Source organism: Mycobacterium sp. C31M (assembly GCF_053345865.1).
Genome location: NZ_JBKFAX010000010.1, coordinates 140,061 through 155,194 on the forward strand (window position 1 = coordinate 140,061; position 15,134 = coordinate 155,194).

The following is a 15,134-nucleotide window of genomic DNA, read 5'->3' on the forward strand; positions in this document are numbered from 1 at the left end:
ACTCGTGTCCAAGCTTTCGACCGCCGCCCGGCGGTTGGTCCTGGGTAGGCCGTTCCGCAGCGACAAGCTCGCGCACACGCTGCTGCCGAAGCGGATCGCCTTGCCCGTGTTCGCTTCCGACGCGCTGTCCTCGGTGGCCTACGCGCCGGAGGAAATCTTCCTGGTGCTGTCGATGGCGGGCCTGGCGGCCTACTCGTTCGCGCCCGGGATAGGTCTGGCCGTCGCGGCGGTGATGTTGATCGTCATCGCCAGCTATCGGCAGAACGTGCACGCCTACCCATCCGGCGGTGGCGACTACGAGGTGGTCACCACCAACCTGGGTCCGACCGCGGGTCTGACGGTGGCGAGCGCACTGCTGGTGGACTACGTCCTCACCGTGGCTGTCTCCATGTCCTCGGCGATGGCCAATATCGGGTCGGCGATCCCGTTCATCAACCAGCACAAGGTGCTGTTCGCGGTGCTGGCCATTCTGTTGTTGGCGGCCCTGAACCTGCGCGGCATCCGCGAATCGGGCACGGCGTTCGCCATCCCCACCTACGCATTCATGATCGGCATCTTCATCATGCTGGGCTGGGGGCTGTTCCAGATCAATGTGCTCGGACATGAGTTACGCGCCGAATCGGCGGGTTTCGACGTGCAGTCCGACCACGGCGACCTGATGGCGGTGGCGATGGTCTTCCTGGTGGCGCGGGCGTTCTCGTCGGGGTGTGCGGCGCTGACCGGTGTAGAGGCCATCAGCAACGGGGTGCCCGCCTTCCAGAAGCCCAAGTCCCGTAATGCCGCCTCGACGCTGTTGATGCTGGGTGCCATCGCGACCACCCTGTTCATGGGGATCATCATGCTGGCCAAGGAGACCGGCGTGAAGATCGCCGAGCAACCGGAGACACAGCTGGTCGGTGCGCCCGAGGGGTATCACCAGAAGACGCTGATCGCCCAGCTGGCCGACGCGGTGTTCCACGACTTCCCGATCGGTCTGTACGCCATCACGGGTGTCACCGCACTGATCCTGGTGCTGGCGGCCAATACCGCGTTCAACGGGTTCCCGGTGCTGGGCTCCATCCTGGCCCAGGACCGCTTCCTGCCGCGGCAGCTGCACACCCGTGGCGACCGGTTGGCGTTCTCCAACGGCATCCTGTTCCTGGCGCTGGCCGCCATCGCGTTCGTGGTGGCCTTCCAGGCCGAGGTCACCCACCTGATCCAGCTGTACATCGTGGGTGTGTTCGTGTCGTTCACCCTCAGCCAGATCGGCATGGTCCGGCACTGGACGCGCTATCTGGCGGTCGAGACCGATCCGGCGGTGCGCCGGCACATGATGCGGTCCCGGGTGATCAATGCGATCGGCTGCGTGTGCACCGGCTCGGTGCTGGTGGTCGTGGTGATCACCAAGTTCATGGCAGGCGCGTGGATCGCGATCCTGGCGATGGGTGCGCTGTTCGTGCTGATGAAGATGATCCACAAGCACTACGCCACGGTGGCACGTGAGCTCGACGAGCAGGAGGCCGAGCTAGAGGATGTCGTGCTGCCCAGCCGCAACCACGCGGTGGTGCTGGTGTCCAAGCTCCATCTGCCGACCCGCCGCGCGCTGGCCTATGCCCGAGCCACCCGGCCGGATGTGCTGGAGGCCATCACGGTCAGCGTCGACGATGCCGAGACCCGGGAATTGGTGCACACCTGGGAGGACAGCGATGTCAGCACACCGCTGAAGGTCATCGCCTCGCCATATCGCGAAATCACCAGGCCGGTACTCGATTACGTCAAGCGCATCACCAAGGAATCTCCACGCACCGTGGTCACGGTGTTCATCCCCGAGTATGTCGTGGGGCACTGGTGGGAGCAGGTTCTGCACAACCAGAGCGCGCTGCGGCTCAAGGGCAGGCTGCTCTTCGAGCCGAACGTCATGGTGACTTCGGTACCCTGGCAGCTCAACTCGTCGGAGCGGCTCAAGACCTTGCAGCCTGGTTCCGCACCCGGCGATGCACGTAGAGGATTCTTGGATTGACCGTTCTGACACTGACTGCGGGGCCGGCGGCCAATGGCGGCAGTTGCGTGGCACGCCATGACGGACGGGTGGTGTTCGTGCGTTACGCGCTGCCCGGTGAGGTGGTGCGCGCTCGCGTCGTCTCCGAGCGCGGATCGTATTGGCATGCAGACGTTATCGAGGTGCTCGAACCGTCGCCTGACCGGATCGAATCACTGTGCTCCATCGCCGGGACGCAGGGCTCCGGGTGCTGCGACCTGGCGTTCGTGGCACCGTCGGCGGCGCGCCGCATCAAGGGGTCGGTGGTGGCCAACCAGCTGAGCCGCCTCGGTGGTCACGGCTGGGACGGGGAGGCCGAGCCGGTCGGTGACGGTGCAGCCACCGGTTGGCGCACCCGGGTGCGGCTCGATGTTTCCGATGCCGGCCGAGCGGGATTCCACCGGTATCACAGTTCCGAGTTGGCCGAATCGCTGGATTGCGCGCAGCTGTCCGCCGGGATGCTCGACGGTCTGGACCGGACGTGGCCGCCGGGCGCGCAGCTGCATGTGGCGGTTGACGATGCCGGGCGCCGCCATGTGGTGCAGTCGGGTCCGCGAAACGGCCGCAAGGCGGTGACCCAGGTGGTCGAGGGCGATTACGAGGCCGTGCAGGTGATCGGCGGGCGTACGTGGCGGGTACCGGTGACCGCGTTCTGGCAGGCGCACCGTGCCGCGCCGCAGACCTACAGTGCGCTGATCGGTGAGGCCGCCGCACTGCAACCCGGGATGACCGCATGGGATCTGTACGGCGGGGCCGGTGTGTTCGCGGCGGTGCTGGCCGACGCGGTGGGGGAGACCGGCCGAGTCACGACGGTGGACACCTCCCGCGGTGCGGCCCGCTCGGCGCGGACGGCGCTGGGTGATCTACCGCAGGTGTCGGTGGTGACCGATTCGGTGCGCCGGGCCGTCGTCTCCGAACGTTCCCGCCCCGACGTTGCGGTGCTGGATCCGCCGCGCTCGGGGGCGGGTCGCGAGATCATCGAGCAGTTGGTCGGTGTGCCGCGGATCATCCATATCGGTTGCGAGGCAGCCTCGTTCGCCCGAGATGTCGGGGAGTACCTGCGGCACGGTTACACCGTGGAGACATTGCGGGTGTTCGACTCGTTCCCGTTGACCCACCACGTCGAGTGTGTGGCGGTACTGACGCGGTAGCTCAGGCCGCGTCGCGGTGCACCGTGACGAGGTGGACGTCACGCGTGAGTATTCGCAGTCCGCCCGCTATCGGTGGTGCGGTCGATCGATAAGTGGCCCCGGTGGGTGTGGTGTGCTCGGCCACGTGGCGGCCCTGCGGGTCGAAGTAAGTTTTGACGCGCCAGCCCGGTGCCTCTTTGGTGTAGTTGCACTGTTCGCAGCAGCCGCGGCCGTTGAGTACGTCGGTGGCACCGCCTCTGGCGTGGGGTTGGGTGTGGTCGATATGCCGAATCGGTGCGTCGCAGAACGGGGTTCGGCAGGTCTGGTCGCGTAGCCGGATGAACTGCGCCAGCCCGTCGGGAAATTTCCGGGCACGCGATTCCATGGCGACGAGGGCGCCCGTGCCGGGGTCGGCATAAAGCCGGCGCAGTTCGACCCAGCCGTGTTCCTCGATGGACTCGGTGATGAGTTGTCGTGCCACCTCGGCCGGGATCGGGTCGTGGTCCTGGATCTGGGCCGGGTCGTCACTGGTGCCGAAGAGTGCGTTGTCGGAGAGCACCACGTTGACCGTCATCGGCACCGGTTGAGCGGCGGTACGTCCGGTAACGCGCTCGTAGAGGGTGTCGGTCATGACCTGTCCGCGGGGGCGACTGTCGGGCTTGACATCGGCCTCGCGTTTGAGGGCGGCGTAGCAGCCGACACCCTGGGTCAGCGGCATCAGCGCCGTCAGATAGACCATGTTGCCCGGCGCGGGTCGGGTGGAGACATTGCTGTCCTTGGGCGCTCTGGCTGCCTTGTCGACCACCGCGTGTGGGTCGAGTTCGTAGGCGATCCTCTTGGCGTCGGCGGCGATCCTCTTGTTGCCCAGACCCTCCAATGCCGCAGGGTCGGCGCACATATCGTGGTCGAGTCGGCGCCGGTCCTCCACGGTCAGGCAGGCCGATTCCCGGACGATGATGGTCGCCCGCCACTCCGAGAGCACGCCGGATTCGAGCGCCGCCAGGGTGCAGGGCATTTCGTGGACAAGGGCTTTGGCCAGGCCGAGGTGCTGGTCACCCTTCTTGGTCGAGTCGCGGCGGGCCAGGGCGACCTCGGCGGCCAGCCCGCGACCACGGTTACGGGCCGGTACTCGTGCGGCGGCCTCGGCGGCACACCGTTTGGCAGCCCACAGCGCGGTGGCCCGGGCCTGTGCGGCAGCGATCGCGGACTTCATCCGCTCGTAGCGCTCGACCGTCTCCCGTAGCTCCTCCTCAGATGCGGCGGGATCGATATCGAACAAATATTCGAACATGTGATCTACGGTACACCGGCCCTCCGACAGCTAGAATCGAGGCGCAGCGAGGTGGCCTCATGAAGAAGATCCCCGGAGCAAAAGTCGCCTATGCCGGCTACGTGTTCGTCCTGGTCGGCTTTATATCGCTCGGCCTGTTCGTGGTCGCGCTCGCGCGCGCACGTCCGTTCGCGGTGCTGATCGGTGGCGTCGCGGTGACCTGCTTCGCCATCGGGGTCGGTGGCTTTCGGCTGTCGGCGCGCAGGGGCGGTGGCCTCTTCACGGTGCCGGTGGCCGCCGTCGACCGCGGTCGCTACGCGGCAAGGTATCGAGGCGTGGTTTCCCTCTCGACGTACGGGCGCCATCACCGGTCCCGGCGTCCGGTCCCATCAGTGCACGGCCGCTACAAGGCCTTTCGCGCCGCCGCGCGGGCGCCGCAGCCCCGGATGCGGCGCGCGCACTGACGCGTCCGACGGCGCACATACGGCATGTATTTCATGCCGGAGTTCATATATGCATGGAGGGCTCGCGACCAAACGTCTGATCGACCTCGATGACGATCTGCTCGCTGCGGCGCAGCGAGCAAGCTCATCGCCACCGTCGCCACCGTCGCCACCGTCTCGGCTGCCGCGCTGGCCACCGCCGCGCCTGCCCAGGCCGATCAGTACGACTACGTGCTGGCACTCGACAACGAGGGCGTCTACTACGACTCGATCACCGACGTGATCGATCTCGGCAAGTTGACGTGTCGCAATCTGCGCAGCGGCGCGGGAGTCCCGACGACGTTGAAGTACGTCGCGAGCAACGGATACGCGCCGTACGAGATCGGCGCCATCGTCGAGTCGGCCGCGACGTACAGGTGCCCCGACGTGTACCCGGTGCTCGACGCGGTCTTCGCGAACCAGCCCGCTGCAGCATGATTCACCCTTGACTGATCGTTGGGTTTTCCCAACAATAGATTGTGTGAGCCCGGTGAAACGGGGGGAATCTCTCCCGATCCACAACCGCATCCGCGTCCTGCGCGCGGAGCGTGGGATGAGCCGGGCCGACCTGGCGGCATTGATCGAGGTGAATCCGCAGACCGTCGGGGCGCTGGAACGAGGCGATCATTACCCCAGCCTCGACCTGGCCTTCCGGATCTGCGATGTGTTCGATCTGCCGGTCGAGGCGGTGTTCTCGCGGACCGAGTTCGCACCGCTGTCCGCTCAGGTGTACCGACGAACTGGAGGACATGATGGCTGACACCGATCTGATCGAGCGCTACCACGGATTCCGCACCCGCAGATTCCTGAAACAGGAACAGAGCTGGGCGAATTCGCTGCCCGGCTGGCGCACCCGACGCCGTCGCCGCGCGCTTGTCGTCACACTGCTGGTGACGTTCGCGTTCATGTTCGTCGTCAGCGTGCTGTGCGCCTTCGGCCTCTGGTGGGCACCGCTGCTGTGGTTGCCGGCCTGTCTGGTGTTCTTCCCGGTCTGGATCGCCATGCAGATCGTCTCCAGTCGGCGCGGCGACGCACCGCAGGGTGCGCTCGACGAATTCGAGATCGCCCAACGCAACAGTGCCCGCTCTATCGGGCTGACCATCACGCAGAACCTGATGATGATCCCGGTCTGTTACCTGATCTTCGGCGCCGTGATCACCGGTGGCACCGACACGAACATGGCGTACGCCGGCGGGTTGATGGCCCTGACGACACTCCTGATCGGTGGGTGCTCGCCGGCGATGATCCTGGGCTGGGGTCGCCCCGACCCCGAACCCGACGAAGTCGCCGGGGCGTAAAGATCGCGCTAAGGTCGTGCCCTGGTGTGCCGGGAAGTCTGGTCGGCGTCTCGTAAAGCTGACCAGAGGAGATCGATGAACACCCGGCAAGACCGTCCCCGCAGCCGCCTGCTTTCTCTGGGGTCGTGGTCGGAATCCAGTCGTGTCTCGGAGATCCTGCGCAAGGAAACCGTCGGCGGCGTCATCCTGCTGATCGCGGCGGCCGCGGCGATCATCTGGGCCAACTCGCCGTGGAGCGACAGCTATTTCGCGCTGCGCGACCTCAAGCTGGGTGCCGAACCGTTCGGCCTGCATCTGTACATCAGCGTCGGGCACTGGGCCGCCGACGGACTGCTGGCCATCTTCTTCTTCGTCGTCGGCCTGGAACTCAAACGTGAGTTCGTCGCCGGCGACCTGCGCGATCCCGGCCGCGCCGCGCTCCCTATCGCCGCCGCTGTCGGCGGTATGGCGGTACCCGCGCTGATCTTCGTCGCGGTCGCCACTCGTGACGGGGATGGTGCTGCCCACGGCTGGGCCATCCCGACGGCCACCGATATCGCCTTCGCGGTGGCCGTTCTCGCCGTCATCTCAACCCACCTGCCGTCCGCGCTGCGGATGTTCCTGCTGACCCTGGCCGTGGTCGACGACCTGCTGGCCATCACCGTCATCGCGATCTTCTACACCGATGAACTCAATATCGGCGCGCTCGCCCTGGCATTCGTCCCGCTGGCCCTGTTCGCGGTCTGCGTGCAGCGCGGCATCAAGGCCTGGTGGATCCTGATCCCGCTGTCGATCGCCACCTGGGTGCTGATGCACGAGTCCGGGGTGCACGCCACCGTCGCCGGCGTGTTGCTGGGCTTCATGGTCCCGGTGCATCGCTCGATGACACGAAAGGGCGAGTCCCTCGGTGCCGGGATGGCGGAATACTTCGAGCACAAATGCCGGCCCATCTCGGCGGGCATCGCCATCCCGGTCTTCGCGTTCTTCGCCGCCGGGGTCGGCCTGGGCGGGTTCACCGGACTCGCCAACGCGCTGGGAAGTCCCATCACGCTGGGAATCGTGTTCGGCCTGGTGTTGGGCAAGCCGATCGGCATCTTCCTGACGACCTGGATCTTGTCGAAGGTGACCAAGGCCGAACTGGACTCGTCACTCAAGTGGATCGACGTGTTGGGCGTCTCGATGCTGGCCGGCATCGGGTTCACGGTGTCACTTCTCATCGGCGATCTGGCGTACGCGGACCCCGACCGTGAGGAATACGTCAAAGTCGGTGTCCTGGTCGGGTCGCTGGTGGCAGCAACACTGGCGTCAGCGCTACTGGCCACCAGAAACGCCACCTATCGGCGGATCGAGGTTGCCGAATCGGCCGACGATGATCATGACGGCGTGCCCGACATCTATCAGCCTCGACAGGACTGACGGGTGTTGCGTGCGTAAACTGGCGGGATGCTTAAACAGATCCGCGGTCCCGCAGATCTGCAGCACCTGTCGCAGTCACAGCTCGACGAGCTGGCCGGTGAGATCCGTGAATTCCTGATTCACAAGGTAGCTGCAACTGGCGGACATTTGGGCCCCAACCTCGGCGTCGTCGAGTTGACGTTGGCGTTGCACCGGGTGTTCGATTCGCCGCACGATCCGATCATCTTCGACACGGGACACCAGTCCTACGTCCACAAGATCCTGACCGGACGCGCCGACGACTTCGACCAGCTGCGGATGAAGGATGGCCTGTCGGGTTATCCGGCGCGCGATGAGAGCGAACACGACTGGGTCGAATCCAGCCATGCCAGCACCGCGTTGTCCTACGCCGACGGACTGGCCAAGGCCTTCGAACTGTCGGGGCACCGCAACCGGCACGTCGTCGCCGTCGTCGGTGACGGCGCGCTCACCGGCGGCATGTGCTGGGAGGCGCTGAACAACATCGCCGGATCCAAGCGCCCGGTGGTGATCGTGGTCAACGACAACGGCCGCAGCTATGCCCCGACCATCGGCGGGCTGGCGGATCACCTGGCTGCGCTGCAATTGCAGCCCGGCTACGAGAAGATCCTGGAGAAGGGCCGCGATGTCGTGCGCGGCGTCCCGGTCATCGGTGAGATCTGCTACCAATGCATGCACAGCGTGAAGGCCGGCCTGAAGGATGCGCTGCAGCCGCAGGCCATGTTCACCGACCTGGGCCTGAAGTACGTCGGACCGATCGACGGACATGACGAGCACGCCGTCGAGGCGGCGCTGCGGCACGCCCGGGGCTTCAACGCGCCGGTCATCGTGCACGTGGTCACCCGCAAGGGCATGGGTTACGCGCCGGCCGAGGCCGACGAGGCCGAGCAGATGCACGCCTGTGGCCCCATCGATCCGCTCACCGGGCTGGCGACCTCGGAGTCCGCGCCCGGCTGGACCGGCACGTTCTCCGACGAACTCATCCGCATTGCGAAACGCCGTCGCGATATCGTCGCGATCACCGCGGCGATGGCCGGACCGACCGGGCTGGCGGCCTTCGGGCAGCAGTACCCGGACCGGTTGTTCGACGTCGGCATCGCCGAGCAGCACGCGATGACCTCGGCCGCGGGCCTGGCCATGGGCGGTATGCATCCGGTGGTGGCGATCTACTCGACGTTCCTCAACCGTGCGTTCGACCAGATGATGATGGACGTCGCGCTGCACCAGTTGCCGGTGACGATCGTGCTGGACCGCGCCGGCGTGACCGGACCCGACGGCGCCAGCCATCACGGCGTCTGGGATCTGTCGATTCTCGGTATCGTCCCCGGTATGCGGGTCGCCGCACCGCGCGACGCGGCCCGGCTGCGTGAGGAGCTCGGCGAGGCGGTCGAGGTCAAGGACGGTCCGACCGCCATCCGGTTCCCGAAGGGTGCTGTGGGCGAGGACATTCCGGCGCTGGAGCGCTGTGACGGCGTGGATGTCCTGGCCAAGCCCGGCCCAGGCCTGTCCGAGGACGTGCTGCTCATCGCGGTCGGCTCGTTCGCCCAGATGGGGCTGGCGGTCGCGCAGCGTCTGCAGCAGCAGGGGATCGGTGTGACCGTCGTCGACCCGCGCTGGGTGCTGCCGGTGCCCGAGGCCCTGCACAAGCTGGCCAAGGCGCACAAGCTCGTGGTCACCGTCGAGGACAACGGGGTACATGGCGGCATCGGATCGTCGGTGTCGGCCGCGTTGCGACACAACGAGATCGACGTGCCGTGCCGCGACGTCGGTGTGCCGCAGGAGTTCCAGACCCATGCCTCACGTGGCGAGGTGCTCACCGAGGTCGGGCTCACCGACCGGCACATCGCCCGCCAGATCACCGGCTGGGTCGCCGCGCTGAACAATTCCGAACTCGACGCCGCGATGTCGGCGCGCAAGGCCGAGTAAGGAACTCGGCTCAAACGGCTTCGTCTTCGGGCGGAGCCGCCAGACGGCGCTGCCGCAGCACCCACGCGGCCAGTGCCAGCACCAGCACCAGCGCGCCGAGCACCCCGGTGTGCACGATGGTCCTGGCGAATTCCGGACCCTGGTCCACGAGCTTGGCTGCCTCCACCGACTGCACCACGATCTCCTTGATGCAGGCCAGAATCCCGACGATCAGAAACGGCTCGACGGCGATTTCGTGGGACCGCAGGCTGGTCCGCACGGCATAGAGCAGTTCGACGAAGATGAAGATCAGCAGCACGCCATCGAGAACTTCCAACATGACGTTGGAGGTGGGCGTGTCCAGCAACGAGAACATGGTCTTGACCTGGGCGGCCAGCAGGGCCACCGCGCCGGCGACCAGGATGACCGCGATGGCCCAGTACACGGCGTCCTCGACGAGGCTGAGGACGCGGTCGGCGAACCGCTGGCGGTCCTTTTCGTCGTGCGTCTCGTCTTTTTCGGGCACGGTCAATTCGACGACACGTCGGGCAAGGTAGTCAAGGCTGCCGTCAACACCGGCACCGTCAGCTCACGCTGCCACGGCCGCGCCCCGGCACCCCGCAGGAACTCCTCGACGCCGGCCCGCACATCGGGCACCGGCTGCCAGTCCCAGCACAGCCGACGCACGGTGTCCGGGGTCAACAGGTTCTCGGTCGGCACCGAAACACGTTCGGACAGTTCGGAAAGTCCGGCGCGGGCCGCTTCCAGCCGCTCGGCCGCCTCCGGCTTGCGCCGCGCCCACCGTGCGGGCGGCGGCGGGCCGGTCGTCGGCTCCGATCCGGACGGTGGATCGGGATCCTGGCGGGCTCGGGCCAACGCGTCCAACCAGACCTGAGCGCTGCGTCGTTGCCGGTTGCCACCGAAAATCGGTAACGCGGTGAGCTTTTCGACGGTGTCGGGGTCGGCCGTGGCGGCGTTGACGATCGCCGCGTCGGGCAAGATCCGGCCGGGCGCGATATCGCGGCGCTGGGCGATGTTGTCCCGGGTGGTCCACAGCTGACGCACCGCCGCCAGTGCCCGTGGGTCGCGCACCTTGTGAATGCCCGATGTGCGCCGCCACCGGTCGCGCCGCGTCACGGTCGGCTCGACCGTTCGCAGATGCTCGAATTCCTGTGCCGCCCAATCGGATTTACCCTGCTCGTCGAGCACCGCGGCGACCGCGTCCCGCAGCTCCAGCAGCACCTCGACATCCAGGGCCGCGTAGTTCAGCCAGTCCGCAGGCAGCGGCCGCTTCGACCAGTCCGCCGCACCGTGCCCCTTCACCAGGCCCAGACCGAGCAGCTTGCGCACCATCTCGGCCAGGTTGACCCGCTCGAAACCGGCCAGTCGAGCCCCGAGCTCGGTGTCATAGAGCCGCGGCGGGGTCATCCCGAGTTCGGCCAGGCACGGCAGATCCTGATCGGCGGCGTGCAACACCCATTCGTCGGTGCTCAACACCTGCGCGACGGGGGCCATCACGGTCACCGAATCGCCGCCGTGGTTCACCGGGTCGATCAGCACCGTCCCCGCGCCCGCCCGGCGGATCTGGATCAGGTACGCGCGGTTGGAATACCGGAATCCCGATGCCCGTTCGGCATCGATCGCGAACGGTCCCGAACCGGAGGCCAGCAGATCGGCAGCCCGGACCATGTCGCTGGGGTACAGCGCAACCGGTGGCACACCATCGGCAGGGGCCAGCAGGGGAGTCGCTTCCGGCTCGGGCGCGGCTCCGGATTCTTCGGATTCGGTCATATCAGGCGCGGGTGCGGGATCCCAAGGTAGTGACACCCGCCGGCGGCAGCCCGGCCGCATGCTCGAGGACCTCACAGAAGGCCTGCACGTGTGGGCCGAGCTCCAGGTCGGTGGCCGTCCAGGAGGCGCGCAGTTCGAGTTGATGCGCGCGCGGGGGACCGGAGATGTCGCCGTAGCGCACCGAGGTGGTGGCGGTGACCGTGCCGCCCAGCGCAGTCACGGCCTCGGCGTGCGCGGCCAGCGCATCGGCCAACCAACTCCAGGCCACCTCGGGCAGCAGCGGGTCGACGGCTTCGGTGGAGTCCAGATCGGCCTGGATATAGGCGACCAGCCGCATGGTCCCGTCCCACGCCTCGGCGCCCTCGGGATCGTGCAGCAGGATCAACCGACCGAACGCGTCACCCTCGGAACGCTCCGGCACGATCGTGGTGTCCGGATGGCGGACCTCGGCGCCGAGCGCGTAGCTGAACGGGGCCAGCCGCTGCGGCGGACGGATCGGCCCGAGCTCGATTTCCGGCCGCACGGTCGCGGCATTCATCGCCGCAACCGCGGTGCGGAATTGAGCCGGTTCGGCGGACGTCACAGTGTTGGACGCTAGACCCATCTGGTCTCAGCCTTGCGCAGGCGCGCCGACTATTGCGCGCGTGGCAACATAGGGGCCGATGAGCACCCGTCGTGACCTGCCAGAGTCGCCCTTCCTGGCCGCCGCCACAGGCCGCACCCCGTCCCGCACCCCGGTGTGGTTCATGCGGCAGGCCGGACGTTCCCTGCCCGAATACCGGGCCATCCGGGCGCAGAACAGCATGCTGTCCGCCTGTTTCGACCCCGAGCTGGTCTGCGAGATCACGCTGCAACCGGTCCGCAGGCACAAGGTCGACGCAGCGATCCTGTTCTCCGACATCGTGGTGCCGCTGCGCGCCGCCGGTGTGGCACTGGACATCGTTCCCGACGTCGGGCCGGTGATCGATCACCCGATCCGGTCGGCCGCCGATGTCGCCGCCCTCAAACCGCTCGAACCGGCCCAGGTGGCACCCGTCAGTGATGCGGTGTCGTTGCTCGTGGCGGCGCTCGAGGATGTCCCGCTGATCGGCTTTGCCGGTGCGCCGTTCACGCTGGCCTCCTATCTGGTCGAGGGTGGGCCGAGCCGCAACCACGAGAAGACCAAGGCGATGATGCTCGGCGAGCCGCAGACCTGGCATGCCCTGATGAGCTCGCTGACCGATCTGACGATCGCCTTCCTGCAGGCCCAGCTCGATGCCGGGGTCGACGCCATCCAGCTCTTCGATTCCTGGGCGGGCACCCTGTCGCTGGCCGACTACCGCAGCCACGTGCTGCCGCACAGCAGCCGGATCTTCGCGACACTGGCCCCAGCCGGTGTGCCGATGACCCATTTCGGCGTCGGCACCGCCGAACTGCTCGGCGCCATGGGCGAGGCGGGCGCCGGTGTGGTCGGGGTGGACTGGCGGACCTCGTTGACGGCCGCCGCCGGCCGGGTGGGACCCGGAAAAGCGCTGCAGGGCAATCTGGATCCGGTGACGTTGTTCGCCGGGTGGCCCGTCGTCGAGCGGGCGGCCCGTGCCGTCGTGCAGGACGGTCGGGCAGCCATCGCGGCCGGTGCGTCCGGCCATATCTTCAACCTCGGTCACGGTGTGCTGCCCGCCACCGATCCCGAGGTGGTGACCGACCTGGTCGCACTGGTGCACTCATTGTGAGATCGGCGTACGGCGTTGTCGGGGGAGGCATTTCGGGTTTGACCGCCGCCTACCGACTGCGAGTCGCGGTGGGTCCCGATCCGGAGATCACTCTGTTCGACCCCGCCGACCGACTCGGCGGCGTGCTGCGCACCGAACAGGTCGGTGGGATGACCATGGACCTGGGTGCCGAGGCGTTCATCACCCGCCGGCCCGAGGTGCCCGCGCTGCTCGCCGAACTCGGGCTGGCCGGCCGCCAGGTCGCCAGCGCCGGTGCCCGCCCGTTGATCTACAGTCAGGGCCGGCTGCACCCACTGCCCGTCGGCACCCTGCAAGGCGTGCCCGCGCATGCCGACGCGGTGGCCGGCCTGGTCGACGACGCCACGGTGGCGCGTATCGCCGATGAGCACCGCCGCCCACTGAACTGGCGCCCCGGCGCCGACCCGTCGGTGGCCGAACTCATCGGCGACCGATTCGGCGCCCAGGTGGTCACCCGGTCGGTGGAACCGCTGCTGACCGGTGTGTACGCCGGGTCGGCCGCGACCATCGGGGTGCGCGCGGCGTTCCCCGCGCTGGCCGCGGCGCTGGACCGGGGTGCCCGCAGCCTCACCGAGGCGGTGCGCAACGCCCTGCCGCTCCCACAACCCGGCGCGGTGTTCGGGGCGCTCGACGGCGGCTACACAGTGCTGGTCGACGAACTGGCCCGCCGGGCCCGGCTGCGGTGGGCCCGTGTCGGGATCGATCGTGTCGTGCGCTCGCCGCACGGCTGGGATCTGGTCGACGACGAGAGCGGGCACTGGTCGGTCGACGCGGTGGTGCTGGCGGTGCCCGCGCCGCGACTGTTCCGCATCATCGAGCATGCCGCGCCGCGCAGTGCCGCGGTGGCCCGCCGGATACCGGTGGCGTCCACGGCGTTGGTGGCGCTGGCCCTGCCCGGTGGCACACCGCTGCCCGACCAGTCCGGTGTGCTGGTCGCCGGCGGTGAAAGCCTGCACACCAAGGCGATCACGCTCACCTCCCGCAAATGGGGCCGGCGCGGCAACGTCGAGTTGGTGCGGCTGTCCTACGGCCGCTTCGGTGACAACCTCGCCCGCAGCGTCGGTGACGACGAACTGCTGAACTGGTCGCTCGACGATCTGCAACGGGTGTTCGGGATTGCCGCCGACCCGGTGGATTACCGGGTGCAGCGCTGGATCGAGGCGATGCCGCAGTACGGGCCCGGTCATGCCGATCTGGTGGCCGAACTGCGCGCCGGGTTGCCGCCGACACTCGCGGTGGCCGGTGGGTATCTGGACGGTATCGGGGTGCCTGCCTGTGTGGGGTCCGGGGCGAAAGCGGCGGCACAGCTGGTGGCAGGATAGAGCCGCCGCGCACGTGAGGAGCAATAAGACAATGGCCAAGCTCGACTACGACACCCTCAATTCGATGACCAGATACATGATGATCTCGGTCTTCGCGGTTCAATCGGAGGCGCTGGACACCGATCGCAGTGCCGTCATCGACGAGACGGAGACCTTCCTCAAGCAGCAGGAGGAGCGCAACGTCGTCGTCCGTGGGCTCTATGACGTCACCGGATTCCGGGCCGACGCCGATTACATGATCTGGACCCACGCCGAACGTGTCGAGGATCTGCAGGCGACCTACTCGGCGTTCCGGCGCACCACGCTGGGGCAGGCCAGCGATCCGGTGTGGAGCGTCGTCGCGCTGCACCGGCCCGCCGAATTCAACAAGAGCCATGTGCCCGCGTTCATCGCCGGCGAGGATCCGGGCGACTACATCTGCGTGTATCCCTTTGTGCGGTCTCTGGATTGGTATCTGCTGCCCGATGACGAGCGGCGCAAGATGCTCGTCGAGCACGGGATGGCCGGCCGCGAGTACCCGGATGTGCGGGCCAACACGGTGCCGGCGTTCGCGCTCGGTGACTACGAATGGATTCTGGCGTTCGAGGGTCCGGATCTGGCGCGCATCGTCGAGCTGATGTGGAAGCTGCGCTACACCGACGCACGCCGGCATGTCCGGGAGGAGACACCGTTCTTCACCGGGCCGCGGGTCGCCGTCGAGGATTTGCTCAACCGACTTCCCTGACCTGCGGGTTGGGCGAGCATCTATTTGCTAGCCTAACGTCAATGCCAAGGTT

The 15,134-nt window shown here is 67.4% G+C and carries 15 protein-coding genes; 11 read left to right on the forward strand and 4 right to left on the reverse strand.

Annotated elements, in window-relative coordinates:
* Positions 1 to 4 precede the first annotated feature (4 nt).
* On the forward strand, positions 5 to 1,999 hold the full coding sequence (locus ACLBYA_RS16835; RefSeq protein ID WP_447710563.1) for an APC family permease: 1,995 nt from the start codon (positions 5 to 7) through the stop codon (positions 1,997 to 1,999).
* Complete coding sequence (locus ACLBYA_RS16840; RefSeq protein WP_447710564.1) at positions 1,996 to 3,168, forward strand: class I SAM-dependent RNA methyltransferase; 1,173 nt, start codon at positions 1,996 to 1,998, stop codon at positions 3,166 to 3,168. The genes ACLBYA_RS16835 and ACLBYA_RS16840 overlap by 4 nt, the downstream gene beginning before the upstream one ends.
* 1 nt (position 3,169) lies before the next feature.
* Here the strand turns inward: ACLBYA_RS16840 and ACLBYA_RS16845 are convergent, their stop codons facing one another.
* The gene (locus ACLBYA_RS16845; protein ID WP_447710565.1) at positions 3,170 to 4,438 is read right to left on the reverse strand and encodes an HNH endonuclease; all 1,269 of its coding nucleotides are present in this window, start codon (positions 4,436 to 4,438) and stop codon (positions 3,170 to 3,172) included.
* A gap of 59 nt (positions 4,439 to 4,497) precedes the next feature.
* On the opposite strand from ACLBYA_RS16845, the gene ACLBYA_RS16850 reads away from it, so the two are divergent.
* From ACLBYA_RS16850 to dxs, 6 genes are all read left to right on the forward strand, one after another.
* A complete protein-coding gene (locus tag ACLBYA_RS16850) occupies positions 4,498 to 4,881 on the forward strand; it encodes a hypothetical protein (RefSeq protein ID WP_447710566.1) in 384 nt (127 codons plus the stop codon).
* A 210-nt stretch (positions 4,882 to 5,091) separates the two neighbouring features.
* Positions 5,092 to 5,337, forward strand: coding sequence for a DUF732 domain-containing protein (locus ACLBYA_RS16855; RefSeq protein WP_447710567.1), 246 nt, complete (start codon positions 5,092 to 5,094; stop codon positions 5,335 to 5,337).
* Between the two features lie 43 nt (positions 5,338 to 5,380).
* Positions 5,381 to 5,659: a helix-turn-helix transcriptional regulator gene (locus ACLBYA_RS16860; protein ID WP_447710568.1), complete on the forward strand. Its 279-nt coding sequence runs from the start codon at positions 5,381 to 5,383 to the stop codon at positions 5,657 to 5,659.
* Positions 5,652 to 6,197 (forward strand): hypothetical protein, encoded by a 546-nt coding sequence (locus ACLBYA_RS16865; RefSeq protein WP_447710569.1) that lies wholly within the window; start codon positions 5,652 to 5,654, stop codon positions 6,195 to 6,197. Before ACLBYA_RS16860 ends, ACLBYA_RS16865 begins: the two co-directional genes overlap by 8 nt.
* Before the next feature lie 75 nt (positions 6,198 to 6,272).
* Positions 6,273 to 7,592, forward strand: coding sequence for a Na+/H+ antiporter NhaA (nhaA, locus tag ACLBYA_RS16870; RefSeq protein ID WP_447710570.1), 1,320 nt, complete (start codon positions 6,273 to 6,275; stop codon positions 7,590 to 7,592).
* Positions 7,593 to 7,619: 27 nt separating this feature from the next.
* Entirely contained in the window at positions 7,620 to 9,536 is a 1,917-nt protein-coding gene (gene dxs, locus ACLBYA_RS16875; protein WP_447710571.1) for a 1-deoxy-D-xylulose-5-phosphate synthase, read from the forward strand.
* 10 nt (positions 9,537 to 9,546) lie between these two features.
* Here dxs and ACLBYA_RS16880 read toward each other — a convergent pair whose 3' ends face one another.
* From ACLBYA_RS16880 to ACLBYA_RS16890, 3 genes are read right to left on the reverse strand one after another with little or no spacing between them, the layout of a single operon-like run.
* Entirely contained in the window at positions 9,547 to 10,041 is a 495-nt protein-coding gene (locus tag ACLBYA_RS16880; RefSeq protein WP_447710572.1) for a phosphate-starvation-inducible PsiE family protein, read from the reverse strand.
* Between the two features lie 2 nt (positions 10,042 to 10,043).
* A complete protein-coding gene (locus tag ACLBYA_RS16885; RefSeq protein WP_447710573.1) occupies positions 10,044 to 11,306 on the reverse strand; it encodes an HRDC domain-containing protein in 1,263 nt (420 codons plus the stop codon).
* Between the two features lies 1 nt (position 11,307).
* Complete coding sequence (locus tag ACLBYA_RS16890) at positions 11,308 to 11,844, reverse strand: DUF3000 domain-containing protein (protein ID WP_447710670.1); 537 nt, start codon at positions 11,842 to 11,844, stop codon at positions 11,308 to 11,310.
* 124 nt (positions 11,845 to 11,968) lie between these two features.
* Between ACLBYA_RS16890 and hemE the strand changes: the two genes are divergently transcribed.
* Genes hemE through hemQ form a run of 3 tightly spaced genes read left to right on the forward strand, consistent with a single transcriptional unit; the run spans position 11,969 to position 15,082 of the window.
* Entirely contained in the window at positions 11,969 to 13,018 is a 1,050-nt protein-coding gene (gene hemE / locus ACLBYA_RS16895) for a uroporphyrinogen decarboxylase (protein WP_447710574.1), read from the forward strand.
* Complete coding sequence (locus ACLBYA_RS16900) at positions 13,015 to 14,358, forward strand: protoporphyrinogen oxidase (protein WP_447710575.1); 1,344 nt, start codon at positions 13,015 to 13,017, stop codon at positions 14,356 to 14,358. Before hemE ends, ACLBYA_RS16900 begins: the two co-directional genes overlap by 4 nt.
* A gap of 31 nt (positions 14,359 to 14,389) precedes the next feature.
* Complete coding sequence (gene hemQ / locus ACLBYA_RS16905; RefSeq protein WP_447710576.1) at positions 14,390 to 15,082, forward strand: hydrogen peroxide-dependent heme synthase; 693 nt, start codon at positions 14,390 to 14,392, stop codon at positions 15,080 to 15,082.
* Positions 15,083 to 15,134: the final 52 nt, after the last annotated feature.

Bases quoted from the DNA above. Each gene is read 5' to 3' on its own strand.
- hemQ (WP_447710576.1), top strand. From the start codon at position 14,390: ATGGCCAAGCTCGACTACGACACCCTCAATTCGATGACCAGATACATG.
- ACLBYA_RS16865 (WP_447710569.1), top strand. From the start codon at position 5,652: ATGGCTGACACCGATCTGATCGAGCGCTACCACGGATTCCGCACCCGC.
- ACLBYA_RS16885 (WP_447710573.1), bottom strand. From the start codon at position 11,306: ATGACCGAATCCGAAGAATCCGGAGCCGCGCCCGAGCCGGAAGCGACT.
- hemE (WP_447710574.1), top strand. From the start codon at position 11,969: ATGAGCACCCGTCGTGACCTGCCAGAGTCGCCCTTCCTGGCCGCCGCC.
- ACLBYA_RS16890 (WP_447710670.1), bottom strand. From the start codon at position 11,844: ATGAATGCCGCGACCGTGCGGCCGGAAATCGAGCTCGGGCCGATCCGT.
- ACLBYA_RS16845 (WP_447710565.1), bottom strand. From the start codon at position 4,438: ATGTTCGAATATTTGTTCGATATCGATCCCGCCGCATCTGAGGAGGAG.
- dxs (WP_447710571.1), top strand. From the start codon at position 7,620: ATGCTTAAACAGATCCGCGGTCCCGCAGATCTGCAGCACCTGTCGCAG.
- ACLBYA_RS16850 (WP_447710566.1), top strand. From the start codon at position 4,498: ATGAAGAAGATCCCCGGAGCAAAAGTCGCCTATGCCGGCTACGTGTTC.
- nhaA (WP_447710570.1), top strand. From the start codon at position 6,273: ATGAACACCCGGCAAGACCGTCCCCGCAGCCGCCTGCTTTCTCTGGGG.